Origin of the sequence: Streptomyces sp. GS7, assembly GCF_009834125.1 — a bacterium.
In the GTDB taxonomy this organism is placed as follows: Bacteria; Actinomycetota; Actinomycetes; order Streptomycetales; family Streptomycetaceae; genus Streptomyces.
Genome location: NZ_CP047146.1, coordinates 1,808,463 through 1,830,854, shown reverse-complemented (window position 1 = coordinate 1,830,854; position 22,392 = coordinate 1,808,463). Strand labels below are relative to the sequence as shown.

Below are 22,392 nucleotides of genomic sequence, written 5' to 3'. Positions count from 1 at the left end.
CCTCGCACCGCGCGCCAGCGACAGCGTCGACCGGAAACGCGACGTCGACCAGAACACGAAACCGACAAAGGACCTTTACGTGAACATCCGCTCCCTCAGTCGAGGCGATGGCGTGGTGATCGGAGCAGCGGTGCTGCTGTTCATCGCCTCGTTCCTCAGCCTCGACTCGTCCGGCGTCATGAACGCCTGGCAATCGCTGCACCTGCTGATGAGCATCTTCCTCGCGGGTGTCATCGCCGCCGCGCTGATCGTGGTGGCCCGGTCGCTGCCGCATCCGCGCAAGGTCGCCGGGCTGGACCTCGGTCAGTTCGGTACGGCGCTGGCCATCTTCGCCGCCTGGACCGCGTTCTGGGCGCTCATCGACAGCACGGGACCGGGCGCCGGCCTGATCCTCGGCCTGCTCGGCAACCTGGTCCTGGCGGGCGCCGCCGTGGCCACCCCGCTCGTCCCGCAGCTCCAGGCCGCACTGGTCAGCGCCCCCCGGCCGCAGGTCGCCCCGTACGGCGGCGCGGCGGGCGCCACCCAGGGATACGGCTACCCGGGCGCCCAGCAGCAGGGCGGCTACGGCTACCCGTCCGCCCAGCAGCCGCAGGCCGGCCAGACCTACGGCCAGCAGGCCCCGGCCGCGGACGCCACGGCAGGCGGCGCTGCCGGCGCCACCCAGGCCGCCGGCAGCCCGGCCGACTTCGCGCCGTTCTGGTTCGCGGTACCAGTCGCCCGCCCGCTGTACAGCGAGGAGGGCAGCCCGTCGCCGATCGCCGAACTGGCGCCCGGCACCTGGTATCTGGCGGTGGAACAGCGCGGCCAGGCGCTGATCGCGCAGACCCAGGACGGCCGGCGCGGCGTCCTCCAGGACACCACCGGCATCCAGCGCGGCTGACGCCCGTCACCCGCACCGCGGTCCTTCCGGCCCCCGGCCGGGCGGCCCCTCGCCCTCCAGGGCGGGGGGCCGTTGCCATGTCCGCGGCACGGCCGTACAGTTCGCCGGACCGCACGAGTACCTGACACCACATCAGATGACTCACCGTCGGAGGGCGGGCACCATGCGACTCGGTCTGGCACTCGGCTACTGGGGGCGCGGCCCCGACCCCCGGCATCTCGAACTCGCCCGCGAGGCCGAGCGCCTGGGCTACGACTCGGTGTGGACCGCGGAAGCCTGGGGCTCGGACGCGTTCACCGCGCTCACCTGGATCGCCGCGCACACCTCCCGCATCAAACTGGGCACCGGCATCGCCCAGATGGCAGCCCGCACCCCCACCGCCACCGCGATGCACGCCCTCACCCTCGACCACCTCTCCGGCGGGCGGATGCTGCTCGGCCTGGGGCTGTCGGGCCCGCAGGTCGTCGAGGGGTGGTACGGACGGCCGTTCCCCAAGAGCCCGCTGACCGCCACCCGCGAATACGTGGACGTGGTCCGCCAAGTCCTGCGCCGGCAGGGCCCGGTGGAGCTGGACGGGCGCTTCCACGCGCACCCGTACCGCGGCCCGGACGGCACCGGCCTCGGCAAGCCCCTCAAGCCCATCACCCATCCGCTGCGCACCACGCTCCCCGTCCTCCTGGGCGCCGAAGGCCCCCGGAACATCGCCCAGACCACCCGGATCGCGGACGGCTGGCTGCCGCTGTACTGGTCGCCGGCCCGCACCGAGGTCTACCGGGAGTCGCTGGCGAACGCCCCGGACGGCTTCCTGATCGCCCCCATGGCGCGCGCCGCGGTCTGCGACGACCTCGCCGAGGGGCTGCTCCCCGTCAAGGCGATGCTCGGCTTCTACATCGGCGGCATGGGCCACGCGGCCAGGAACTTCCACGCCGACCTGATGGCGCGGATGGGGTACGAGGAGGAGGCCCGCCGGATCCAGGAGCTGTTCCTCCAGGGCCGCAAGGAGGAGGCGGTACGCGCCGTACCCGACGCCTTCGCGGACGAGATCTCACTGATCGGGCCGCGCGAACGCATCGCGGAACGGCTGGAGTTGTGGCGCAAGGGGCCGGTCACCGACCTCCTGGTGACCGCCCCGGACCTGGGCACGTTGCGGGTGTTGGCGGAGCTGAACGCTGCGCTTGGCTGACCTCCCACGTTTTCGGCTGTCCCACCGTTCCGCTGCGCTTTGCCTGCTTCCCACGTTGCCGGGTGCGGCGCCGTTGCTCCCCCACTGCCTGAAGGGCGTGGGAGGTACCCCCACGCGGCGGGCGGGGCCGCTGCGCGGGGCTGTCGGGGTGCGGTGACGGGCCTCCGGGGCAGGGTGTCCGGACTGCTTCGATTTACGTCCGGACACCCTGCCCCTCCGGCCCGTCCCCTCCCGTGAGTGGGGGGAAATTCGGTGGGTGGGGGCTGGTGTAGGTGGCCGGTACCTCAGTCGAAGGACGCGTAGGACAGCCAGCGGTCGAGCAGCGGGCGGTCGCCCAGCACCTCGACCCGGTCGCTGTCGGCGGGCAGCCTGCGGTAAATGACGGCCAGCAGGTCGGTGAGCGGGCCGCGGAGCGCGACCGCGGCCTTCTCGTGGGCGCGGCGGTGGACGAGCCGATCGCCGGTGAGGTCGAGGAACCACTCGGCGTTCAGAGCGGGCGGGACGTCGGTGGCGTGCAGGTGCAGCGTCCGGCCGGGCCCGAACAGGCCCTCGGCGCGCTCCGCCCAGCGCTCGGCCGCCGCCGGCAGGGCGCACACCTGGAGCCACTCGTCGATGCAGTCGGCGGCGATCTCTGCGGCGACCTCGTAGCCGGCGCCGGTGGTGAGCGCGGCGTCGGCGCGGTGGACCACCGTCTCGTGAGTCATCCGGCGGGCCCAGAACCCGGCCCGGTGGTCCGACGCCCAGGACCAGACGGCGGTGTCGGGGCCGGCCTCGCGCAGCGCCGCCACGGTGCGCTCGGCTCCCTCCGCCAGCCAGGCGTCGAGTGCACCGGGAGTCTCGTCCGCCGGACCGTCGGCGCCGGGGACGGTGGCCGGGTCGATCCCGGCGGTGGCGCGGGTGGCGACCAATTGCCCGGCCCAGCGGTGCGCGCCACCGAGGTGTCGGGCGAGGTCGGCCAGGGTCCAGTCGGGGCAGGTCGGCACCGCGGCGGAGAGGTCGGCGCCGCGCAGCGCCGCGCGGAACTCCCCTGTCTCGGCGAGGAGTTCCGCGCAGTAGCGTTCGTGGTCGAGCGAGCCCTGGAGGCGGACGGGCGGGGGCTGGTGCGGTTCCTGGAGAGTCATGGGCCGCACCGTACTGCGCGCCCCGGTGCCTCAGCCTCCCAATTGCGAGGTGCTCGGCACCTGGTCCTTCACCTCGGCGCCGTTCTTCTTGCCCGCGTCCTTGACGTTGTTGATGACGTTCTGGAACTGGTCGACGTCGCCGGTGCCGGCCTCGCCCTTGCGCAGCTTGGTGCCCAGGTCCTTCAGCGACTCGATGCCGCTGGTGAGCGGGGCCAGCGCCTTGGAGAGCGCGGGGTCGCCCTGGGCGTTGCGCACCGCGGCCTTGAGGCGGTTGTAGGTGAAGACCCCGGCCAGGCCCGCCTTGACCAGGGCGGTCTTGCGGCCCTGGGCGCCCTTCTTGAAGGTGCCCGCCTTGTACGGCTTGACGATCCACTGGTAGGTGGCGCCGGCCGCCAGCCCGGCGTTGGCGACGAAGCGGGTCTTGGCGAACTTCTGCTTCTCGAACGAGCTGGTGGGGCTGGGGCTCGGGCTGGCGCTGGCGCCGGGCGAAGCGGAGGAGCCGCCCTTGTTCTTGCTGCAGGCCACGGCGCCCACGGTCAGGCTGCACGCCAGCAGCAGCGCGACGACGGCCCGGCGGAGGGCCGCGTGGTTGCGGGTGGGGGACGACTGGACGGTCACGGCGCGCCTCCGGTGGGCTGGGGTGGGCTGGGGAGCATTCGTCCGCAGCCTGACCCGCCCACCGGAGGGCCGCCACCGGGAACCGGCCGTATGGGGGTGCCCGGTGCCGGCCCGCGCCCGTACGGGGGAGGGCTACCGGCAGCAGTCCGGGGCGAGCCCGGACGGCAGCCGCTCACCGCCGAAGACCGCCGTGGTGGCTTCGTCGCCGCCCAGGGCGGCCACCGCCAGCAGCAGCGAACCGGCCGTCCAGGAGGTCAGCTCCCGCGGCCAGATCGCGTCGTCGTCGAAGACGTAGCCGGTCCAGTACATCCCGTCCTCGGCGCGCAGGTGCTGGATCCACTTCAGGATCTGCACCGCCCGCTCGGACTCCCCCATCGCCCAGAGCGCCAGCGCCAGTTCGGCGCTCTCGCCGCCGGTGACCCAGGGGTTGGGCAGCACGCAGCGCACTCCCAGGCCCGGTACGACGAAGCGCTCCCAGTCCGCGTCGATCCGCTCCCGGGCCGCCGCGCCGCGCACCGCGCCGCCCAGGACCGGGTAGTACCAGTCCATGGAGTAGCGGGACTTGTCGAGGAACCGCTCCGGGTGGTGGCGTATCGCGTGCCCCAGGCGGCCGACCGCCAGTTCCCAGTCCGGCTGCGGCTCCTCGCGCTGCTCGGCGAGCGCCAGCGCGCAGCGCAGCGCCTGGTAGACGGAGGACGAGCCGGTCAGCAGCGCGTCGTCGACGGGGGTGCCGTCGTCCTCGCGCTTCCAGCCGATCTCGCCGCCGGGCTGCTGGAGTTCCAGCACGTACTCGATCGCCGCGTGGACCGCGGGCCACATCCGGTCGAGGAAGGTCTCGTCCCCGGTGGACAGGTAGTGGTGCCAGACGCCGACCGCGATGTACGCGCAGAAGTTGCTCTCCCGGCCGCGGTCGGTGGGCGCCGCCGCGTCGCCGTCGGCGTAGGCCGCGTACCAGGAGCCGTCCGGGTTCTGGTGCCGGACCAGCCAGTCGTAGGCGGCCTCGGCGCGCTCGTGCTCGCCGGCGGCGTCCAGCGCCATGGCGGCCTCGGTGTGGTCCCACGGGTCGAGGTGGTGGCCGCGGAACCAGGGGATCGCCCCGTCCGCGCGCTGGGTCGCCAGGATGCCGGCGACCGTGCGGGCCGCCTGTTCGGCAGTGAGCACCCCCGGCAGGACCAGCCGTTCGGTACGCCCGGGACTCGTCACTTGGCGGCCCCGGAAGCGGACGCGGTGGTGGACTTGGCCGTCTTGGTGCCCTTGGCGGTGCGCTTGGCGGGCTTCCCGGCAGGCGCCTCGGCCGCCGCCTCTGCCCGAACCTCCGCCTCCGGCAGTCGCGGCTTCGTGGCGTAGGCGACGAAGCTCTTGCCGATGAGCGGGTTGAGCGCCTGCTCGGCGAGCCGGGTGGCCAGCGGCTTCTTCATGATGTCCCAGACCAGCAGCTTGTGGTACGCCTTCACCGGCAGCGCCTGGTCGTTGTCCACGCCGAAGGCGCACTTCAGCCACCAGTACGGGCTGTGCAGTCCGTGCGCGTGGTGGGTGCCGTACGGTTCCAGGCCGGCCTCCCGCATTTTGCCGAGGAGTTCGTCCCCGCGGTAGATGCGGATATGGCCGCCCTCGACCTCGTGGTAGGCGTCGCTGAGCGCCCAGCAGATCTTCTCCGGGCCGTACCGGGGCACGGTGACCGCGATCCGGCCGCCCGGCCGCAGCACCCGGACCATCTCGGCGAGCACGCCCTTGTCGTCCGGGATGTGCTCCATGACCTCGGAGATGATCACGACGTCGAAGCTGTCGTCCGGGAACGGCAGCGCCAGCGCGTCGCCCTCCATGGCGACGGCGGACGCGCCCGCCGGGGCCTCCCCGGCCTCCTTCATCGCGGCGAACCACTTGGCGACCTCGCGGATCTCCTCGCCGTTCTGGTCGAGGGCGACGACCTGCGCGCCGCGCCGGTAGCACTCGAAGGCATGCCGGCCGGCGCCACACCCCAGATCGAGTACGCGGTCGCCCGGAGCGAGCGGGAAACGGGAAAAGTCGACGGTCAGCACAGCGTTCTGCTTTCGTCCGGCGGTGGGTGGCGGTGAGGGCTGCGGTACGGGGTGAACGGCTAGCGGGAAAGGGTGTGGGCGGCGGCCCGGCCGCCCTGGAGGGCGATCGCCTCGCGGTAGCGCTCGGCGGTGCCGATGGCCGCCTGCCGCCAGGTGAAGCGGGACAGCACCCGCTCCCGGCCGGCCGCGCCGAGGCGGCGGCGCAGCGCGTCGTCGCCCAGCAGGCGGAGCAGTCCGGCGGCCAGCGCGCCGGCGTCGCCCGGCGGCACCGCGAGGCAGGTCTCGCCGTCCGGGCCCGCGACCTCGGGGATGGCGCCGCCGGTGGTGGCCAGCAGCGGCGTCCCGGTGGCCATCGCCTCGGCGGCGGGCAGCGAGAAGCCCTCGTAGAGGGACGGGACGCAGGCGATCTGCGCACCGCGGACCAGGTCGACGAGCTCGGCGTCGCTGATGCCCTTGACGAACTCGATGGCGCCGGAGAGGCCGAGCCGCTCGATGGCGGCGGCGACCGGCCCGTCGTCGGCGCGCTTGCCGACGACCACCAGGTGCGCGTCCGGGTTCTCGGTCCGCACCTTCGCCAGCGCCTCGACGAGGTGGATCAGGCCCTTGAGGGGCACATCGGCGCTGGAGGTGGTGACGATCCGGCCCGGCACCTCCGGGACGGCGGCGTCCGGCGAGAAGAGGTCGGTGTCGGCGCCGATGTGCACGACATGGATCCGGTCGGTCCGTACGCCGAGGTCGTCGATGATCTCCTGGCGGGAGGAGCCGGAGACGGTCAGCACCGATGGCAGCCGGCGGGCGACCCGCTTCTGCATGCGGGTGAAGCCGTACCAGCGGCGGACCGAGGCGCGGCGCTTCCAGTCGTGCGCGGCGGCCAGGTCCAGCCGCCGGTCGACGGTGATGGGGTGGTGGATGGTGGTGACCAGGGGGGCGCCGAGCGCGCCGGGGCCGCCGAGCAGGCCGTACCCGAGGGTCTGGTTGTCGTGCACGACGTCGAACCGGCCGCGGTGGGCGGCGAGATGGCGCCGGGCGCGGAGCGAGAACGTCAGCGGCTCGGGGAAGCCGCCGGTCCACATCGTGCCGACCTCAAGGGCGTCGATCCAGTCGCGGTACTCACCGCGCCGGGGCGTGCGGAACGGGTCGGGCTGTCGGTAGAGGTCGAGGCTCGGCAGCTCGGTCAGCGTCACCCCGTCGTCGAGGACGGGATAAGGCTGGGCGCCGATCACCTCGACGGTGTGGCCGAGGCGGGCCAGTTCGCGCGAGAGGTGGCGTACGTAGACGCCCTGTCCGCCGCAGAACGGGTTCCCCTTGTACGTGAGCATCGCGATGCGCAGGGGACGCCCGGGGTCCGTCGGGGCGGAGGCCGAAGCGGCCTCTACCGGGCGGGGCGCGGCTGCCTGGACGGCCTCTGCGGTCACGCTCGGCCCCCTTCTCACTGGACTTTCGCCGGAGCGTAACCGCTGGCGATAATCTAGAACAAGTTGCAGAACCGTATAGCTACTGATCAGTTCGGCGAAGTTCGAATCTACCGGCCGGGAACGGAGCGAGAAGAGCCGCACCAGGTGATTCGCGCCACCACACACCCCCCTGCCATGCTGTGCCGATCGCACCACCGACACTCACCGCATCGCGGATGGAAAGTCACGGAATGGGACATATGACTACGGAATCCAAGGCGGCCCGGCCGGCGCTTCCCGCGAGTCCTCCCCTGACCGAGCGTCAGGAGGCCCGGCGCCGCCGCATCCTGCACGCCAGCGCCAAACTGGCCAGCCGCGGCGGCTTCGACGCCGTCCAGATGCGCGAGGTCGCCGAGTCCTCCGGGGTCGCGCTCGGCACCCTCTACCGCTACTTCCCGTCCAAGGTGCACCTGCTCGTCGCCACCATGCAGGACCAGCTCCAGCACATGCACGAGACGTTGCGCAAGCGCCCCCCTTCGGAGGAGGACCCCGGCGCCCGGGTCGCCCAGACCCTGATGCGGGCCTTCCGCGCGCTCCAGCGCGAACCGCACCTCGCCGACGCGATGGTGCGCGCACTGACCTTCGCCGACCGGTCCGTCAGCCCCGAGGTCGACACCGTCTCCCGGCTGACCACCGCGATCATCCTGGACGCCATGGGCCTGGAGGGCCCGCCCACCCCCGAACAGCTCTCCGCGGTCCGGGTCATCGAGCACACCTGGCACTCGGCGCTGATCACCTGGCTCTCCGGGCGGGCGTCGATCGCCCAGGTGAAGATCGACATCGAGACGGTCTGCCGGCTGATCGACCTCACCACCCCCGGCACCGGGGCGAAGGGCTGAGAACCCTCCACCCCGCGCGCCCCTTCACTCCTCAGGAGGGAAGACCGCCTCCCCGCTCGCCACCGCGGTGATCGTGATCGCCTCGACCGGGCACCCCTCGGCCGCGGCCAGTACGCCCTCCCCGGCGTCCGTCTCCGCCGCCACGGGATGCGACTGGCGGGCCGCGTCCAGGCGGAACCCGTCCGGCGCGGCCCCGACGCACAGCCCGGACCCGATGCAGACCCGCCGGTCCACCGCCACCCGCCAGCGCTCCCCCATCAGGCACCCGCCGGCAGGTGGATCATCTTGTGCTCCAGGTACTCGGCGAAGCCCTCCGGCCCGAACTCCCGCCCGATCCCGGAGTTCTTGTAGCCGCCGAAGGGACCGAGCATGTCGATGCTGAACGTGTTCACCGAGTACGTCCCCGTCCGCACCTGCCGCGCGACCTCGATGCCCCGCTCCACGTCGGCCGTCCACACCGACCCGGACAGCCCGTACTCCGAGTCGTCGGCGATCCGCACCGCCTCCGCCTCGTCCTCGTACGGCAGCAGGCAGATCACCGGCCCGAAGATCTCCTCGCGCGCGATCCGCATCGCGTTGTCGACCTCGCCGAACAGCGTCGGCTCGACATACCAGCCCGTCGGCAGGTCCTTCGGACGCCCGCCGCCCGCCAGCACCTTGGCGCCCTCCTGCTGCCCCAGCGCGATGTAGTCCAGCGACCGCTGCCGCTGACGGCGGGCCACCAACGGCCCGACCTCGGTGGCCGGATCCAGCGGGTCACCGACCCGCAGCGCGTCCGCCGCCGCGGCGAACCGCTCCGCTATCTCGTCGTAGCGGGCGCGCGGCGCGAGGATCCGGGTCTGCGCCACGCACGCCTGCCCGTTGATCATCCAGGCGAACGGCGCGATCCCGGCCACCGCCGCGTCCAGATCCGCGTCCGGCAGGATCACCGCCGCCGACTTGCCGCCCAACTCCAGCGTCACCCGGCTGAGATTGCGGGCCGCGACCTCCATGACCCGCTTGCCGGCCGCCACCGACCCGGTGAACGACACCTTGTCCACGCCAGGGTGCCCGACCAGGTACTCGCTCACCTCCCGGTCGGCCGGCAGGATCGACAGCACCCCCTCCGGCACCCCCGCCTCCGACGCGATCTCCGCGAGCAGATACGCGTCCAGCGGGGTCTCCGGCGACACCTTCAGCACCACCGAGCACCCGGCCAGCAGCGCCGGCGCGAGCTTGGCGGCGGCGGTGAACTGCGGGACGTTCCACGGCACCACGGCCGCGACCACCCCCACCGGCTCCCGGCGGACCAGCAGCGGCCCCAGCACCCCCGCCCGCCGCTCCTCGAACGCGAACCCCCCGGCCACCGTGATCGCCGCGTCCCACACCATCATCGCGGCCAGCGACTGCACCATGACGCCCGAGGTCACCGGCGTCCCGTTCTGCGCGCCGATGACCCGGGCGAACTCCTCGCTGCGCACCGCGAAGGCGTCCTTGATCCGGCTCACCACCGCGATCCGGTCCGCCAGCGGCGCGTTGGCCCACTCCCCCGCCGCGAACGACCGGCGGGCCGCGGCCACCGCCCGGTCGACATCGGCCCGCGACGCGTGCGGAACCCGGCCGATGACCTGTTCGGTGTGCGGTGAGACGACCTCGATCGTGTCCGTACCGGCCGGGTCGACCCACTCACCGCCTATGTAGAGCCTGCCGTGCTCGACGAGGTCGCTCATCTCCGCCGCCTCCCGAAGGTTTCTGACGCTCCATCAGAACTGATACCAGTTCCACTTCCCCGAGTCCACGACACCGCCCCAACTACCCACCCCCCGACCCCACTTCACATCACCTGAAACCCGTTCTAGTTATAGTGACGGCAGGCGACGAGGGGACGGGACATGACACCGCAGGTGATCGACCACAGGGGCGGCGTATGGAGCATCGCCGTCCCCATCCCCGACAACCCCCTCGGCCACACCCTCGTCCACCTCCTGGAAACCGACCGCGGCCCGGTCCTCATCGACACCGGCTGGGACGACCCCGACTCCTGGGACACCCTCACCGCCGGCGTCACCGCCTGCGGCTTCGCCCTCGCCGACATCCACGGCGTACTGGTCACCCACCACCACCCGGACCACCACGGCCTCTCCGCCAAGGTCCGGGAGACCTCCGGTGCCTGGATCGCGATGCACGCCGCGGACGCCGCGGTCGTCCGGCGCACCCGCGAGGCCGAACCGGGCCAGTGGCTCGACTACCTCCTCGCCAGACTCACCGCGGCCGGCGCCCCCGACGACCATCTGGCACCCCTGCGCGAGGCCCGCGCCGCCGGCCGCGGCCGGCGACTCCCCGGCCGCGGGGCCGCCCTCCCCGACCGCGCGATCGCCCCCGGCGAACTCCTCGACCTCCCCGGCCGCCGCCTCCGCGCCATCTGGACCCCGGGCCACACCCCCGGCCACGTCTGCCTGCACCTGGAAGAGGAACACCCCGCCCGCACCCCCGGCTCCGGCCGCCTCTTCTCCGGCGACCACCTCCTCCCCGGCATCACCCCGCACATCGGCCTCTACGAGGACCCCGACGACACCACCACCACGGACCCCCTCGGCGACTACCTCGACTCCCTCGAACGCATCGCCCGTCTCGCCCCCGCCGAGGTCCTCCCCGCCCACCAGTACGCGTTCACCGACGCCAACACCCGCGCAGACCAGCTCATCGCTCACCACGAAGAACGCCTCTCCGACCTGAGAGCACTGCTCCGCGAACCCCGCACCCCTTGGCAACTCGCCACCGCCATGCAGTGGAACCGCCCCTGGGACCAGATCCCCTACGCCTCCCGCAACATCGCCGTCTCCGAAGCCGAAGCCCACCTCCGCCGCCTGGTAAAACTCGGCCACGCCGAACTCCTCCCGGGCAACACCCCGCAGCGGTACCAGGCGGTGTAACCCCCACCACAGGGACGGCCGCCTGCGAGCCAAAGGACACGAGCCGGTATCCGCGACGGTCGGAGCCACCGTCCGACGGTCGGCGACGGCGCAGGGCCGGAGGGATGTACCGGAGTGCGCCCGCAGGACCTGGAGCGAACGCCGGGGCATTCGTCATCCACACACCAGATGCGCCCGCGCCGAGGACGAACTCCGGTGCAGCCCTCCGGCCCCCACCCACCGGACCGCAACCGCAACGAGGCCAGCCCCCACCGGCCGGCAGCCAAGAGCGATCCCCACCACGACATCGGCGTCCCCCCAGCGGAGCGTTAAGGTGTGCGGGACAACTTCATCCGTACCCGATCGGGGGAAGCCGGTGTAAATCCGGCGCTGACCCGCAACCGTGAGCACGGCCGCATACCGCGCAGCCCCGTATGCACCCCGCATGCACCCCGTATGCACCGCCGTACCAGCCGGAGCACCCGTAGGGCACGACCAAGGCTCCCGCCACCGACCCGCCGCCCGAGCGGACGGCCGGTGCGCGGCACCGTCGAGGTATACGGAGCTGAGCCCGGTGCCACCGCGAACCGCCCAACAGGGCGCGCGGCACGGCCGAGCCGCGGCTGCGTACACCGCCGCGAACCGACCCGAGAGGCACCGACCCGATGGCCACCACGGCCCCCATGGCCCCCCTGGCTCCCCAGCCCCCATCGCCGCAGACGCACCCCGTCGCCGCCCGGGCCCCCCGCGCCCGCGCCGCCGCGGCGCTGGCCGCCACGGCCGCACTGGGCACGGTCCTCACCTCGTACACCGCCCCCACCGCATACGCCGCCCCCGCCACGCACACCGCCGCCGACCCGGCCGCGCCCGCCACCCCCGCCAAGCTCCCGCACGGCCTCTACGGCACCAAGGACCCCCAGTACGACGGCGTCTGGCGCCAGTCGCTGGCGCTGCTCGCGCAGCACACGGTCGGGGTGCGGCCCGCGGCGTCGGCCGTCGACTGGCTCGCCGGGCAGCAGTGCGCCGACGGCTCGTTCGCCGCGTTCCGTCCCGACGCCGGCACCGCGTGCGACGCCAAGACGATGCGGGACACCAACCAGACGGCCGCCGCGGTCCAGGCGCTGGCCGCGCTCGGCGGGCACGGCAGCGCCGTGCAAAAGGCCGTCGGCTGGCTGAAGTCCGTCCAGCACGACGACGGCGGCTGGGGCTCGATGGCCGGTTCGGACAGCGACGCCAACTCCACCGCCGTCGTCATCGGCGCGCTCACCGCGGCGGGCGAGCGGCCCGAGTCCGTGACGTCGAAGAAGGACGGCAAGAAGGACGGCAAGAACCCGTACGACGCGCTGCTGGGATTCCAGTTGGGCTGCGACGCGAAGGACACGAAGGACGACGCGCGCGGCGCGTTCGCCTTCCAGCTCAAGGGCGCGGCGCCGAACGCCGACGCGACCGCGGCTGCCGTCACCGGCGCGCTGGGGAAGGGCTTCGTCGTCGACCCGGCCGGCAAGGACGCCACCGCACCGGTCAAGGCACTGACCTGCGGCCAGGACCAGGGCAGCGACGGCGCCAAGGCCGCCAACGGAGCCGACGGGGTCGACGGGGCGGACCGGCGGGCGCGCGCGGCGGACGCCGGCAGCGCGTATCTGGTGGCCCAGCTGGACGCCGACGGCCAGCACCTGCGCTCCGCGATGCCGGGCGCCGAGCAGCAGCCCGACGTGGGCAACACCGCCGCCACCGTGGTGGCGCTGGCGGCCGGTTCGCACGGCGCCGCCGCGCAGAAGCCGCTGCAGTGGCTGGAGAAGAACGCCGCGGGCTGGGCGAAGCAGAGCGGCCCGGCAGCGTACGCCCAGCTGGTGCTGGCCGCGCACGCCACCGGCACCGACCCGCGCTCCTTCGGCGGCACCGACCTGGTGGCCGCCCTCAACGCGACCGGCCCGGCACCGGAGGGCACCGCACCCACCACCCAGGACAAGAACGCCAAGAACGCCAACGACACCGGCGGCGGCATCAGCCCGTGGTGGGTGGTCGGCGTCGGGCTGGCCTTCGGCGCCGGCATCGGCTTCCTGCTCAGCGGCCGCAAGAACAAGAACGCCCTGTGATGCGGGGCAGCCGATGCGGCCGGGGCGCCGCAACTCTGCTGCTGGCCGGGGCGGTCGCCGGGCTGTCCGCCGCGCCCGCGCAGGCGCAGGAGTACCGCTACTGGTCGTTCTGGGAGGCGAAGGGCGGCAGCGGCGGCTCGTGGACGTACGCCACCGAGGGGCCGGCCACGCTGCGGCCGGCCGACGGCGCCGTCGCGGGTTTCCGCTTCACCGTCAGCACCGACTCCGCCAAGGCCGGTACGCCGCGCACCGCCCCCGACTTCGCGGCGATCTGCCGCACCACCCCGGCGAAGCCGGGCAGCAAGCGCATCGGTGTCGCCCTGGACTTCGGCACCGCGGCCGACGCCCCCGCCGGCGAGCAGCCGCCGCCGGCCCGGACGGCGTGTGCCCAGGTGCCCGAGGACGCCTCGGCGGGCGATGCGCTGGCGGCGGTCGCGAAACCGCTGCGCTACGACGCCAACGCGCTGCTGTGCGCCATCGCGGGCTACCCGCGGTCCGGCTGCGCGGAACAGGTCGCCGGCGGATCGAAGGACGGGTCGAAGGACGGAGCGAGGAGCGGGGCGAAGCAGAGCCCCAGCGCATCCGGCACCTCGTCCACAGCGGACGGCGGCCCCGCCGCCGGCCTGCTCGGCGGCATCGCGGCCGTCGTCGTACTGGGCGCGGCCGGCGTGTGGCAGGCCCGCCGCCGGCGCGGATGAGCGCCCCGCAGGCGACCCGTACCACCGCGCTGCACGCGGGCGCCTGGTGGCTGTGGGCGCTCGGCCTGGCGACCGCGGCGTCGCGGACCACCGATCCGCTGCTGCTGGGACTGCTGATCGGCGTGGCCGGCTACGTCGTGGCGGCCCGCCGTACGACCGCGCCGTGGGCCCGCTCGTACGGGGCGTTCGTCAAGCTCGGGCTGCTGGTGATCGGCATCCGGCTGGTGTTCGCGTTCGTGCTCGGTTCGCCGGTTCCCGGTACGCACGTCCTGGTCACGCTCCCCGAACTGCCGCTCCCCGACTGGGCGAAGGGCGTCCGGGTCGGCGGCCGGGTCACCGCGGAGGGCATGGTCTTCGCGGCGTACGACGGCCTGAAGCTGGCCACGCTGCTGATCTGCGTGGGCGCCGCCAACGCGCTCGCCAACCCGGCCCGGCTGCTGAAGTCGCTGCCGGGCGCGCTCTACGAGGCGGGGGTGGCGGTCGTCGTCGCGATGACGTTCGCACCGAACCTGGTCGCGGACGTCCAGCGGCTGCGCGCCGCCCGGCGGCTGCGGGGCCGCCCGGACCGGGGCGCCAGGGCGCTCCTCCAGGTCGGGCTGCCGGTGCTGGAGGGCGCGCTGGAGCGCTCGGTGGCGCTGGCCGCGGCGATGGACGCGCGCGGCTACGGCCGTACCGCCCAAGTGCCGCGCGCCGTACGGCACACCACCTCCGCGCTGACCCTCGGCGGGCTGCTGGGCGTCTGCGCGGGCACGTACGGACTGCTGGGCGACTCCGGCGGCGGCTACGGGCTGCCGCTGCTGCTGGCCGGGCTCGCCGCCGCTCTGGCCGGGCTGTGGCTGGGCGGCCGGCGGTCGGTGCGCACCCGCTACCGGCCCGAGCGGTGGGGCGTGCGCGCCTGGCTGGTGGCCGGTTCGGGCCTCGCCGTCGCCGCCCTCATGATCGCCGCCAACGGCTACGCCCCGGCGGCCCTGCACCCGCCCGCGGTGCCGCTGACCGCGCCGGTGCTGCCGCTGTGGCCGGCGCTGTCGCTGCTGGTGGGGCTGGTGCCCGCAGTGGCCGCGCCGGTACCCGCGCCGGTGCCCGCGGGCGGGGACGGCGGGGCGCGCCGACCGGACCGCGCCAACGGCCCCGCCCGTACGGCCACTTCCGATCCGTCCACGAAGGAGCCCGCCCAGTGATCCGCTTCGAGCAGGTCTCGGTCACCTACGGGGACGCCGCCGCGCCCGCCGTGCGGGGCGTCGACCTGACCGTGCCCGAGGGCGAGTTGTGCCTCCTCGTCGGCCCGTCCGGCGTGGGCAAGTCCACCCTCCTGAACGCCGTGTGCGGGCTCGTCCCGCACTTCACCGGCGGCACCCTGCACGGCCGGGTGACCGTCGACGGCCGGGACACCCGCCACCACCCGCCGCGCGAACTGGCCGATGTCGTGGGCACCGTGGGCCAGGACCCGCTGGCGCACTTCGTCACCGACACCGTCGAGGACGAACTCGCCTACGGGATGGAGTCGCTGGGCCTGGCCCCGGACGTGATGCGCCGCCGCGTCGAGGAGACCCTGGACCTGCTGGGCCTGGCGGAGCTGCGCGACCGGGCCATCGGCACGCTGTCGGGCGGCCAGATGCAGCGGGTGGCGATCGGCTCGGTGCTCACCACCCACCCCAAGGTGCTGGTCCTGGACGAGCCGACGTCGGCGCTGGACCCGGCCGCCGCGGAGGAGGTGCTGGCGGTGCTCCAGCGGCTCGTCCACGACCTGGGGACGACGGTGCTGCTGGCCGAGCACCGGCTGGAGCGGGTGGTCCAGTACGCGGACCAGGTGATCCTGCTGCCGGGCCCCGGCGCCGCGCCCGTGATGGGCGACCCGGCCGAGGTGATGGCCGTCTCGCCGGTCCATCCGCCGGTCGTCTCCCTGGGGCGGCTCGCCGGCTGGTCGCCCCTCCCGCTCTCCGTGCGCGACGCGCGCCGCAAGGCCGCCCCGCTCCGCGACCGGCTGGCCGGGGTCACCCCGCCGGCGGCCGGCGCGGGCGCGGCGGCCCCGGCGGCCGGCGGGGAGCCGGTCGCCGCCGTCCGTGACCTCGGCGTCCGCCGCGGCCGGAGCGAGGCCCTGCACGGCGTCGACCTCACCGTCCGCCCCGGCGAGACGGTCGCCCTGATGGGCCGCAACGGCGCGGGCAAGTCCACCCTGTTGACGACCCTGGTCGGGATGCACGCGCCGGCCTCCGGCACGGTCCGCGTGGGCGGCGCCGTCCCGCACCGCACCCGGCCCCGCGATCTGCTGCGCCGGGTCGGGCTGGTGCCCCAGGATCCCCGGGACCTGCTCTGCGCGGACACCGTGGCCGCCGAGTGCGCCGCAGCCGACCAGGACTCCGGCGCGCCGGCCGGCCGCTGCCGGGAGCTGGTCGCCCAACTGCTTCCCGGCGTCGCGGACTCCGCGCATCCGCGCGATCTGTCCGAGGGCCAGCGCCTGGCGCTCGCGCTGGCCGTGGTGCTGTCCGCCCGGCCTCCGCTGCTGCTGCTCGACGAGCCCACCCGCGGCCTGGACTACGCGGCCAAGGCCCGGCTGGTCGAGCTGCTGCGCGCCCTGGCCGCCGAGGGCCATGCCATCGTGCTGGCCACCCATGACGTGGAGCTGGCCGCCGAACTGGCGCACCGCGTCGTCATCCTGGCGGACGGCGAGGTCGTCGCCGACGGCCCCACCGGCGACGTGGTGGTCTCCTCGCCGTCGTTCGCCCCGCAGGTCGCCAAGATCCTCTCCCCGCTTCCCTGGCTCACCGTCTCCCAGGTCGCGCGCACCCTGGAGGCGACGGCGTGACCGCGCCGACCCGCCCGGCCCGTGCGGTACGCCTCGGCCCCCGCTCCGTCGCCGCCCTGGTCCTGGTCTCGGCCGTCGGCGTGATGGCGTTCGGCTGGCCGCTGCTCGCCGACTCCGCGTCCGGGCTCGCCCATTCCCAGGACGCGCCCTGGCTGTTCACGGCGCTGCTGCCGCTGCTGCTCGCCGTCGCGGTGGCGACGGTCGCGGATGGGCCCCCAGCTAACGCTGGGGGGACCCCCGGCCTGGACGCCAAGGCCATCGCGATGCTCGGCGTGCTGGCGGCCGCCGGGGCGGCGCTGCGCCCGCTGGGGGCGGGCACCGCCGGGATCGAGCCGATGTTCTTCCTGATGGTGCTGGCGGGGCGGGTGCTCGGACCGGGGTTCGGCTTCGTCCTGGGGTCGGTGGCGATGTTCGCGTCGGCGCTGCTGACCGGCGGGGTCGGCCCGTGGCTGCCGTTCCAGATGCTGTCGATGGGGTGGGTGTCGATGGGCGCGGGGCTGCTGCCGGGGCCGGACCAGCTGCGCGGGCGCCGAGAACTGGCGCTGCTCGCCGCGTACGGGGCGCTCGCCGCGGTCCTGTACGGGCTGGTGATGAACCTCCAGGGCTGGCCGTACATCGCCGGTCTGGCCTCCGGCGTCTCCTTCGTCCCCGGCGACCCGCTGCACGACAACCTGGCCCGCTACCTCGCGTACTGCCTGGCCACCTCGCTCGGCTGGGACCTGCCGCGCGCCCTGGTCACCGTCGTGCTGACCGCCACGCTCGGCGGCCCGGTCCTCAAGGCGCTGCGCCGCGCCACCCGCCGGGCCGCCTTCGAGGCGCCGGTCTCCTTCGCCCCCGGTACGCCACCGGCGGCCGGGACAGCCGGGGCAACCGGGACAGCCGGGCCATCCGTTACAGCCGCTGAATGATCGTCCCGGTCGCCAGCCCGCCGCCGGCGCACATCGTGATCAGCGCGAACTCCTTGTCCCGGCGCTCCAGTTCGTGCAGAGCGGTGGTGATCAGCCGGGCGCCGGTGGCGCCGACCGGGTGGCCGAGGGCGATGGCGCCGCCGTTCACGTTGACCTTCGTCAGATCCTGCTCGAAGACCTGCGCCCAGGACAGGACGACGGAGGCGAACGCCTCGTTGATCTCGACGAGGTCGATGTCCTTCAGCGACATCCCGGCCTTGCCGAGTACCGCCCGGGTCGCGTCGATCGGCCCGTCCAGGTGGAAGTGCGGGTCGGATCCGACCAGCGCCTGGGCCACGATGCGGGCCCGCGGCCTGAGTTTGAGGGCACGTGCCATCCTCTTGGAGGCCCACAGCACCGCGCAGGCGCCGTCGGAGATCTGCGAGGAGTTGCCCGCGGTGTGGACGGCGGTGGGCATGACCGGCTTGAGGCCGCCGAGCGCCGCCATGCTGGTGTCCCGCAGCCCCTCGTCGCGGTCGACCAGCCGCCACATCCCCTGTCCCGCGGCCTGTTCGTCCTCCGTGGTGGGGACCTGGACGGCGAAGGTCTCCCGTTTGAAGCGCTCCTCGGCCCAGGCGGTGGCCGCGCGCTCCTGGGAGATCAGGCCGAGGGAGTCGACGTTCTCGCGGGTCAGGCCGCGGTGGCGGGCGATGCGCTCGGCGGCCTCGAACTGATTGGGCAGGTCGACGTTCCACTCGTCGGGCCAGGGCTTCCCCGGGCCGTGCTTGGAGCCGCTGCCGAGGGGGACCCGGGACATCGCCTCGACGCCGCAGCCGATCCCGACGTCGATGACACCGGCCGCGATCATGTTGGCCACCATGTGATTGGCCTGCTGGGAGGAGCCGCACTGGCAGTCGACGGTGGTGGCCGCGGTCTCGTACGGGAGGCCCATGGCGAGCCAGGCGTTGCGGGCCGGGTTCATGGACTGCTCGCCGGCATGGGTGACGGTGCCGCCGACGATCTGCTCGACGCAGTCGGGCTGGATGCCCGTACGGGCGAGGAGTTCGCGGTACGTCTCGCCCAGGAGGTAGGCGGGGTGGAGGTTGGCAAGCGCACCTCCGCGCTTGCCGATCGGGGTGCGTACGGCTTCGACGATGACGGGTTCCGCGGCCATGACTGACTCGTCCTCTCCTCGCGTCCGCGGGCTTCCCGGCGCCCACGGAGGGAAGAACTAGTACGCGTTCTAGTTCTGCGAACAGTCTCGTGAGCCGCACCCCGGGGCGCAAGAGGGCTGCAACCCCCTTGTGCGCAACGGGTATCGCCGCGACCCTTGCCACTTGCGGGACGCGTCATTACCTTCACCGCGACCAGACCTGATGACCCGTCAGGAGACGCCCTCGCCGCGTCCGACGTCAGCCGGCCCAGGAGTCGCCGATGCACTGCCCCGCGTTCCCCGAAGGGTTCGACTTCACCGACCCCGACGTCTACCAGTCCCGCGTCCCGCTCCCGGAGTTCGCGCGGCTGCGGCAGACCGCGCCCGTGTGGTGGAACGCCCAGCCGCACGGCATCGCCGGCTTCGACGACGACGGCTACTGGGTCGTCACCCGCCACCAGGACGTCAAGGAGGTCTCCACCAGACCCGAGGTCTTCTCCGCCCACCTCAACACCTCGATCATCCGCTTCAACCCGGGCATCTCCCGCGACCAGATCGACGTCCAGAAGCTGATCATGCTCAACATGGACCCGCCCGAGCACACCCGGGTCCGCCAGATCGTGCAGCGCGGCTTCACCCCGCGCTCCATCCGCGCCCTGGAGGAGGCGCTGCGCCACCGCGCGGAGCGGATCGTCGCCGAGGCGCGGCGGCGGGGCGCCGGCGACTTCGTCACCGAGATCGCCTGCGAACTCCCCCTCCAGGCCATCGCCGAACTCATCGGCATCCCCCAGGACGACCGGGCCCGCATCTTCGACTGGTCGAACAGGATGATCGGCTACGACGACCCGGAGCTGGCCATCACCGAAGAGGTCGGCGCCAACGCGGCCATGGAGCTGATCTCGTACGCGATGAACCTCGCCGCGGCCCGCAAGGAGTGCCCGGCCGAGGACATCGTCAGCCGGCTGGTGGCGGCGGAGCACGAGGGGAACCTCGGCTCCGACGAGTTCGGGTTCTTCGTGCTGCTGCTGGCGGTGGCCGGCAACGAGACGACACGCAACGCCATCACCCACGGCATGCACGCCTTCCTCACCCACCCCGACCAGTGGGAGCTCTACAAACGCGAGCGCCCGGCGACCGCCGCGGAGGAGATCGTGCGCTGGGCGACGCCGGTGGTCTCCTTCCAGCGCACCGCCACCCAGGACACCGAACTGGGCGGCGCGCGGATCAGGAAGGGCCAGCGGGTCGGGATCTTCTACTCCTCCGCCAACCACGACCCCGAGGTCTTCGCGCACCCCGAGGTCTTCGACATCACCCGCGACCCCAATCCCCATCTGGGATTCGGCGGCGGCGGCCCGCACTTCTGCCTCGGCAAGTCCCTCGCCGTACTGGAGATCAACCTGATCTTCAACGCCATCGCCGATGCCATGCCCGACATCTCCCTGGCCGGCGATCCGCGCCGGCTCCGCTCCGCCTGGCTCAACGGCGTCAAGGAACTCCGGGTCCGCTACGGCTGACGCCCCGGCCCACCTCTCCGGCAGCGCGCGTCCGCACGCCTACGGCATCACGAATCCGGCGTCCCGAATCCGGCGTCCCGAATCCCGAGGCACGGCGCGGACCTCACGGCCGCGGGAGGCCGATCGCCACGGTCAGCAGCACCGCGGCCGCCGCCGACGCGCTCAGGAACGCGGCGACCAGCCGCTTCCGCAAAGCCAGGTAGACGCTCTCGTATTCGGTTCGCAGACCGGCGCTGCGGACCGCGATACGTTCCAGATAGACCCGGGAGATCTCGCCCTGGTCCCGGCAGTAGTGCCGTACCACCTCCTGCCGCTGGGATTCGGTGAGCCAGGGCAGCCCCGCGCAGAAGGCGTCCGCCCGGGTACGCGCCCGGTCCTTCTCCGCCGCCCAGAGCAGATACCCCTCGATCTCGTTGATCGCCTCGTCCATCCGTATCACCCCGTCCTTCCCGGTCTCGTCACCCATCGATCGCACCCGCTACCTCGGGATGATGCACATCGAACGCCGGGGATTCGGACCGAATACGCGGAAGGGCAAGGAAGTTGTGCCGTGGCGGCGGACAGGACGTCGCCCATTCCAGCGAACGGCCGTAGCCCCAGGGATCGTCACCGACCACCCGCGCCCCGTATTTCGCGGTCTTCCAGACGTTGTAGAGGAACGGCAGCAGGGAGAGCCCGAGAACGAGGGAGAAGATGGTGGAGACGGTGTTGAGGGTGGTGAATCCGTCGGCCGCCAGATAGTCCGGGATACGGCGCAGCATGCCATTCGCGCCCAGCCAGTGCTGGACGAGGAACGTGCCGTGGAAGCCGACGAACAGCGTCCAGAACGTGATCTTGCCGAGCCGCTCGTCGAGCATCTTGCCGGTGAACTTCGGCCACCAGAAGTGGAATCCGGCGAACATCGCGAAGACGACCGTGCCGAACACGACGTAGTGAAAGTGCGCCACGACGAAATACGTGTCGGAGATGTGGAAGTCCATCGGCGGCGAGGCCAGGATGACGCCGGTCAGACCACCGAAGACAAAGGTGACGAGAAAGCCGACCGCCCAGAGCATCGGCGTCTCGAAGGACAGCGAGCCCTGCCACATCGTGCCGATCCAGTTGAAGAACTTCACGCCGGTCGGGACCGCGATGAGGAACGTCATGAAGGAGAAGAACGGCAGCAGTACGCCGCCCGTCACATACATGTGGTGCGCCCACACCGTGACCGAGAGACCGGCGATGGAAATCGTCGCGGCGATCAGGCCGATGTAACCGAACATCGGCTTCCGGGAGAAGACCGGAATGACCTCGGAAATGATGCCGAAGAACGGCAGCGCGATGATGTAGACCTCCGGATGCCCGAAGAACCAGAACAGATGTTGCCAGAGCAGCGCCCCGCCGTTCGCCGCGTCGAATACATGGGCACCGAATTCACGGTCCGCCTCCAGGGCGAACAGCGCGGCGGCCAGCACCGGGAAGGCGAGCAGGACCAGCACACCGGTCAGCAGCACGTTCCAGGTGAAGATCGGCATCCGGAACATCGTCATGCCCGGTGCGCGCATGCAGATGATGGTGGTGATGAAGTTGACCGAACCGAGGATCGTGCCGAAGCCGGAGAAGGCCAGACCCATGATCCACATGTCGGCGCCGACACCGGGGGAATGGACCGCGTCGGAGAGCGGCGCATAGGCGAACCAGCCGAAGTCCGCCGCACCCTGCGGGGTGAGGAATCCCCCCACCGCGATCAGTGAGCCGAAGAGGTAGAGCCAGTAGGCGAGCATGTTGAGCCGGGGGAACGCCACGTCGGGCGCGCCGATCTGCAGCGGCATGATCCAGTTCGCGAACCCGGCGAACAGCGGCGTCGCGAACATCAGCAGCATGATCGTGCCGTGCATCGTGAACGCCTGGTCGAACTGCTCGTTCGACAGGATCTGGTGCCCTGGCCGGGCCAGTTCGGCACGCATCACCAGCGCCAGCAGCCCGCCGACGCAGAAGAAGGCGAAGGCGGTGACCAGGTAGAGCGTGCCGATGGTCTTGTGGTCGGTGGTGGTCAGCCACTTCACGGGGAGCGGCCGGGCCGGGCGCGGCCGCGCGGCGGGCGGCTCCACGGACGGCGGCTTCACAGAAGACGTCATGCCCCGTACGTGTCCGCGGCCCCCGGAACCGTCACCGCGCGCCGCCCTTCCGCGGGGTGTGAAGTCTCACCCGGGGAGGGTGTGACGATCGGCGGTATG

General features: G+C 72.9%; 20 protein-coding genes. 10 read left to right on the top strand and 10 right to left on the bottom strand.

All coding sequences use genetic code 11. The features are described 5' to 3' along the window. Positions 1-79 precede the first annotated feature (79 nt). Together GR130_RS07750 and GR130_RS07745 are read left to right on the top strand one after the other, a co-directional pair. A complete protein-coding gene (locus tag GR130_RS07750; protein WP_159504020.1) occupies positions 80-880 on the top strand; it encodes a hypothetical protein in 801 nt (266 codons plus the stop codon). 163 nt (positions 881-1,043) lie between these two features. Continuing rightward, the gene (locus tag GR130_RS07745; protein ID WP_159504019.1) at positions 1,044-2,063 is read left to right on the top strand and encodes an LLM class F420-dependent oxidoreductase; all 1,020 of its coding nucleotides are present in this window, start codon (positions 1,044-1,046) and stop codon (positions 2,061-2,063) included. Between the two features lie 284 nt (positions 2,064-2,347). Here the strand turns inward: GR130_RS07745 and GR130_RS07740 are convergent, their stop codons facing one another. The 5 genes from GR130_RS07740 to GR130_RS07720 form a co-directional block, all read right to left on the bottom strand. Next, the gene (locus GR130_RS07740) at positions 2,348-3,184 is read right to left on the bottom strand and encodes a maleylpyruvate isomerase family mycothiol-dependent enzyme (protein ID WP_159504018.1); all 837 of its coding nucleotides are present in this window, start codon (positions 3,182-3,184) and stop codon (positions 2,348-2,350) included. Positions 3,185-3,214: 30 nt separating this feature from the next. Further along, entirely contained in the window at positions 3,215-3,802 is a 588-nt protein-coding gene (locus GR130_RS07735) for a hypothetical protein (protein WP_159504017.1), read from the bottom strand. 132 nt (positions 3,803-3,934) lie between these two features. Then, on the bottom strand, positions 3,935-5,005 hold the full coding sequence (locus GR130_RS07730) for a prenyltransferase/squalene oxidase repeat-containing protein (protein ID WP_159504016.1): 1,071 nt from the start codon (positions 5,003-5,005) through the stop codon (positions 3,935-3,937). Further along, entirely contained in the window at positions 5,002-5,841 is an 840-nt protein-coding gene (locus GR130_RS07725) for a class I SAM-dependent methyltransferase (protein WP_159504015.1), read from the bottom strand. Before GR130_RS07725 ends, GR130_RS07730 begins: the two co-directional genes overlap by 4 nt. Positions 5,842-5,900: 59 nt before the next feature. Further along, the gene (locus GR130_RS07720) at positions 5,901-7,256 is read right to left on the bottom strand and encodes a glycosyltransferase family 4 protein (RefSeq protein ID WP_159504014.1); all 1,356 of its coding nucleotides are present in this window, start codon (positions 7,254-7,256) and stop codon (positions 5,901-5,903) included. A 239-nt stretch (positions 7,257-7,495) separates the two neighbouring features. Between GR130_RS07720 and GR130_RS07715 the strand changes: the two genes are divergently transcribed. Then, the gene (locus tag GR130_RS07715; protein WP_159504013.1) at positions 7,496-8,134 is read left to right on the top strand and encodes a TetR family transcriptional regulator; all 639 of its coding nucleotides are present in this window, start codon (positions 7,496-7,498) and stop codon (positions 8,132-8,134) included. Between the two features lie 24 nt (positions 8,135-8,158). On the opposite strand, the gene GR130_RS07710 is transcribed toward GR130_RS07715, so the two are convergent. Both GR130_RS07710 and GR130_RS07705 read right to left on the bottom strand, forming a co-directional pair. After that, a complete protein-coding gene (locus tag GR130_RS07710; protein ID WP_159504012.1) occupies positions 8,159-8,392 on the bottom strand; it encodes a ferredoxin in 234 nt (77 codons plus the stop codon). Then, positions 8,392-9,843, bottom strand: a complete 1,452-nt coding sequence (locus tag GR130_RS07705) for an aldehyde dehydrogenase (RefSeq protein ID WP_159504011.1) — start codon at positions 9,841-9,843, stop codon at positions 8,392-8,394. The genes GR130_RS07710 and GR130_RS07705 overlap by 1 nt, the downstream gene beginning before the upstream one ends. A gap of 162 nt (positions 9,844-10,005) precedes the next feature. On the opposite strand from GR130_RS07705, the gene GR130_RS07700 reads away from it, so the two are divergent. From GR130_RS07700 to GR130_RS07675, 6 genes are all read left to right on the top strand, one after another. Continuing rightward, entirely contained in the window at positions 10,006-11,046 is a 1,041-nt protein-coding gene (locus GR130_RS07700; protein WP_159504010.1) for an MBL fold metallo-hydrolase, read from the top strand. Positions 11,047-11,708: 662 nt separating this feature from the next. Further along, complete coding sequence (locus GR130_RS07695; RefSeq protein ID WP_159504009.1) at positions 11,709-13,121, top strand: prenyltransferase/squalene oxidase repeat-containing protein; 1,413 nt, start codon at positions 11,709-11,711, stop codon at positions 13,119-13,121. Continuing rightward, complete coding sequence (locus GR130_RS07690) at positions 13,121-13,819, top strand: SCO2322 family protein (RefSeq protein ID WP_159504008.1); 699 nt, start codon at positions 13,121-13,123, stop codon at positions 13,817-13,819. Before GR130_RS07695 ends, GR130_RS07690 begins: the two co-directional genes overlap by 1 nt. Then, positions 13,816-14,997 carry an energy-coupling factor transporter transmembrane component T gene (locus GR130_RS07685; RefSeq protein ID WP_159504007.1) on the top strand — a complete coding sequence of 394 codons (1,182 nt, stop codon included), beginning with the start codon at positions 13,816-13,818 and terminating at the stop codon, positions 14,995-14,997. The genes GR130_RS07690 and GR130_RS07685 overlap by 4 nt, the downstream gene beginning before the upstream one ends. Then, complete coding sequence (locus GR130_RS07680; RefSeq protein WP_159504006.1) at positions 14,994-16,622, top strand: ABC transporter ATP-binding protein; 1,629 nt, start codon at positions 14,994-14,996, stop codon at positions 16,620-16,622. The genes GR130_RS07685 and GR130_RS07680 overlap by 4 nt, the downstream gene beginning before the upstream one ends. After that, positions 16,619-17,530, top strand: a complete 912-nt coding sequence (locus GR130_RS07675; RefSeq protein ID WP_159504005.1) for an ECF transporter S component — start codon at positions 16,619-16,621, stop codon at positions 17,528-17,530. Before GR130_RS07680 ends, GR130_RS07675 begins: the two co-directional genes overlap by 4 nt. Here GR130_RS07675 and GR130_RS07670 read toward each other — a convergent pair. Further along, positions 17,514-18,683 carry a steroid 3-ketoacyl-CoA thiolase gene (locus GR130_RS07670; RefSeq protein WP_159504004.1) on the bottom strand — a complete coding sequence of 390 codons (1,170 nt, stop codon included), beginning with the start codon at positions 18,681-18,683 and terminating at the stop codon, positions 17,514-17,516. The two genes, GR130_RS07675 and GR130_RS07670, sit on opposite strands and share 17 nt — an antisense overlap. 260 nt (positions 18,684-18,943) lie before the next feature. Here GR130_RS07670 and GR130_RS07665 point away from each other — a divergent pair, with 260 nt between their 5' ends. Then, complete coding sequence (locus tag GR130_RS07665) at positions 18,944-20,176, top strand: cytochrome P450 (protein WP_159504003.1); 1,233 nt, start codon at positions 18,944-18,946, stop codon at positions 20,174-20,176. A gap of 103 nt (positions 20,177-20,279) precedes the next feature. On the opposite strand, the gene GR130_RS07660 is transcribed toward GR130_RS07665, so the two are convergent. Then, on the bottom strand, positions 20,280-20,642 hold the full coding sequence (locus tag GR130_RS07660) for a hypothetical protein (protein WP_159504002.1): 363 nt from the start codon (positions 20,640-20,642) through the stop codon (positions 20,280-20,282). Continuing rightward, positions 20,635-22,293: an aa3-type cytochrome oxidase subunit I gene (gene ctaD, locus GR130_RS07655; protein WP_236572918.1), complete on the bottom strand. Its 1,659-nt coding sequence runs from the start codon at positions 22,291-22,293 to the stop codon at positions 20,635-20,637. The genes GR130_RS07660 and ctaD overlap by 8 nt, the downstream gene beginning before the upstream one ends. Positions 22,294-22,392 lie beyond the last annotated feature (99 nt).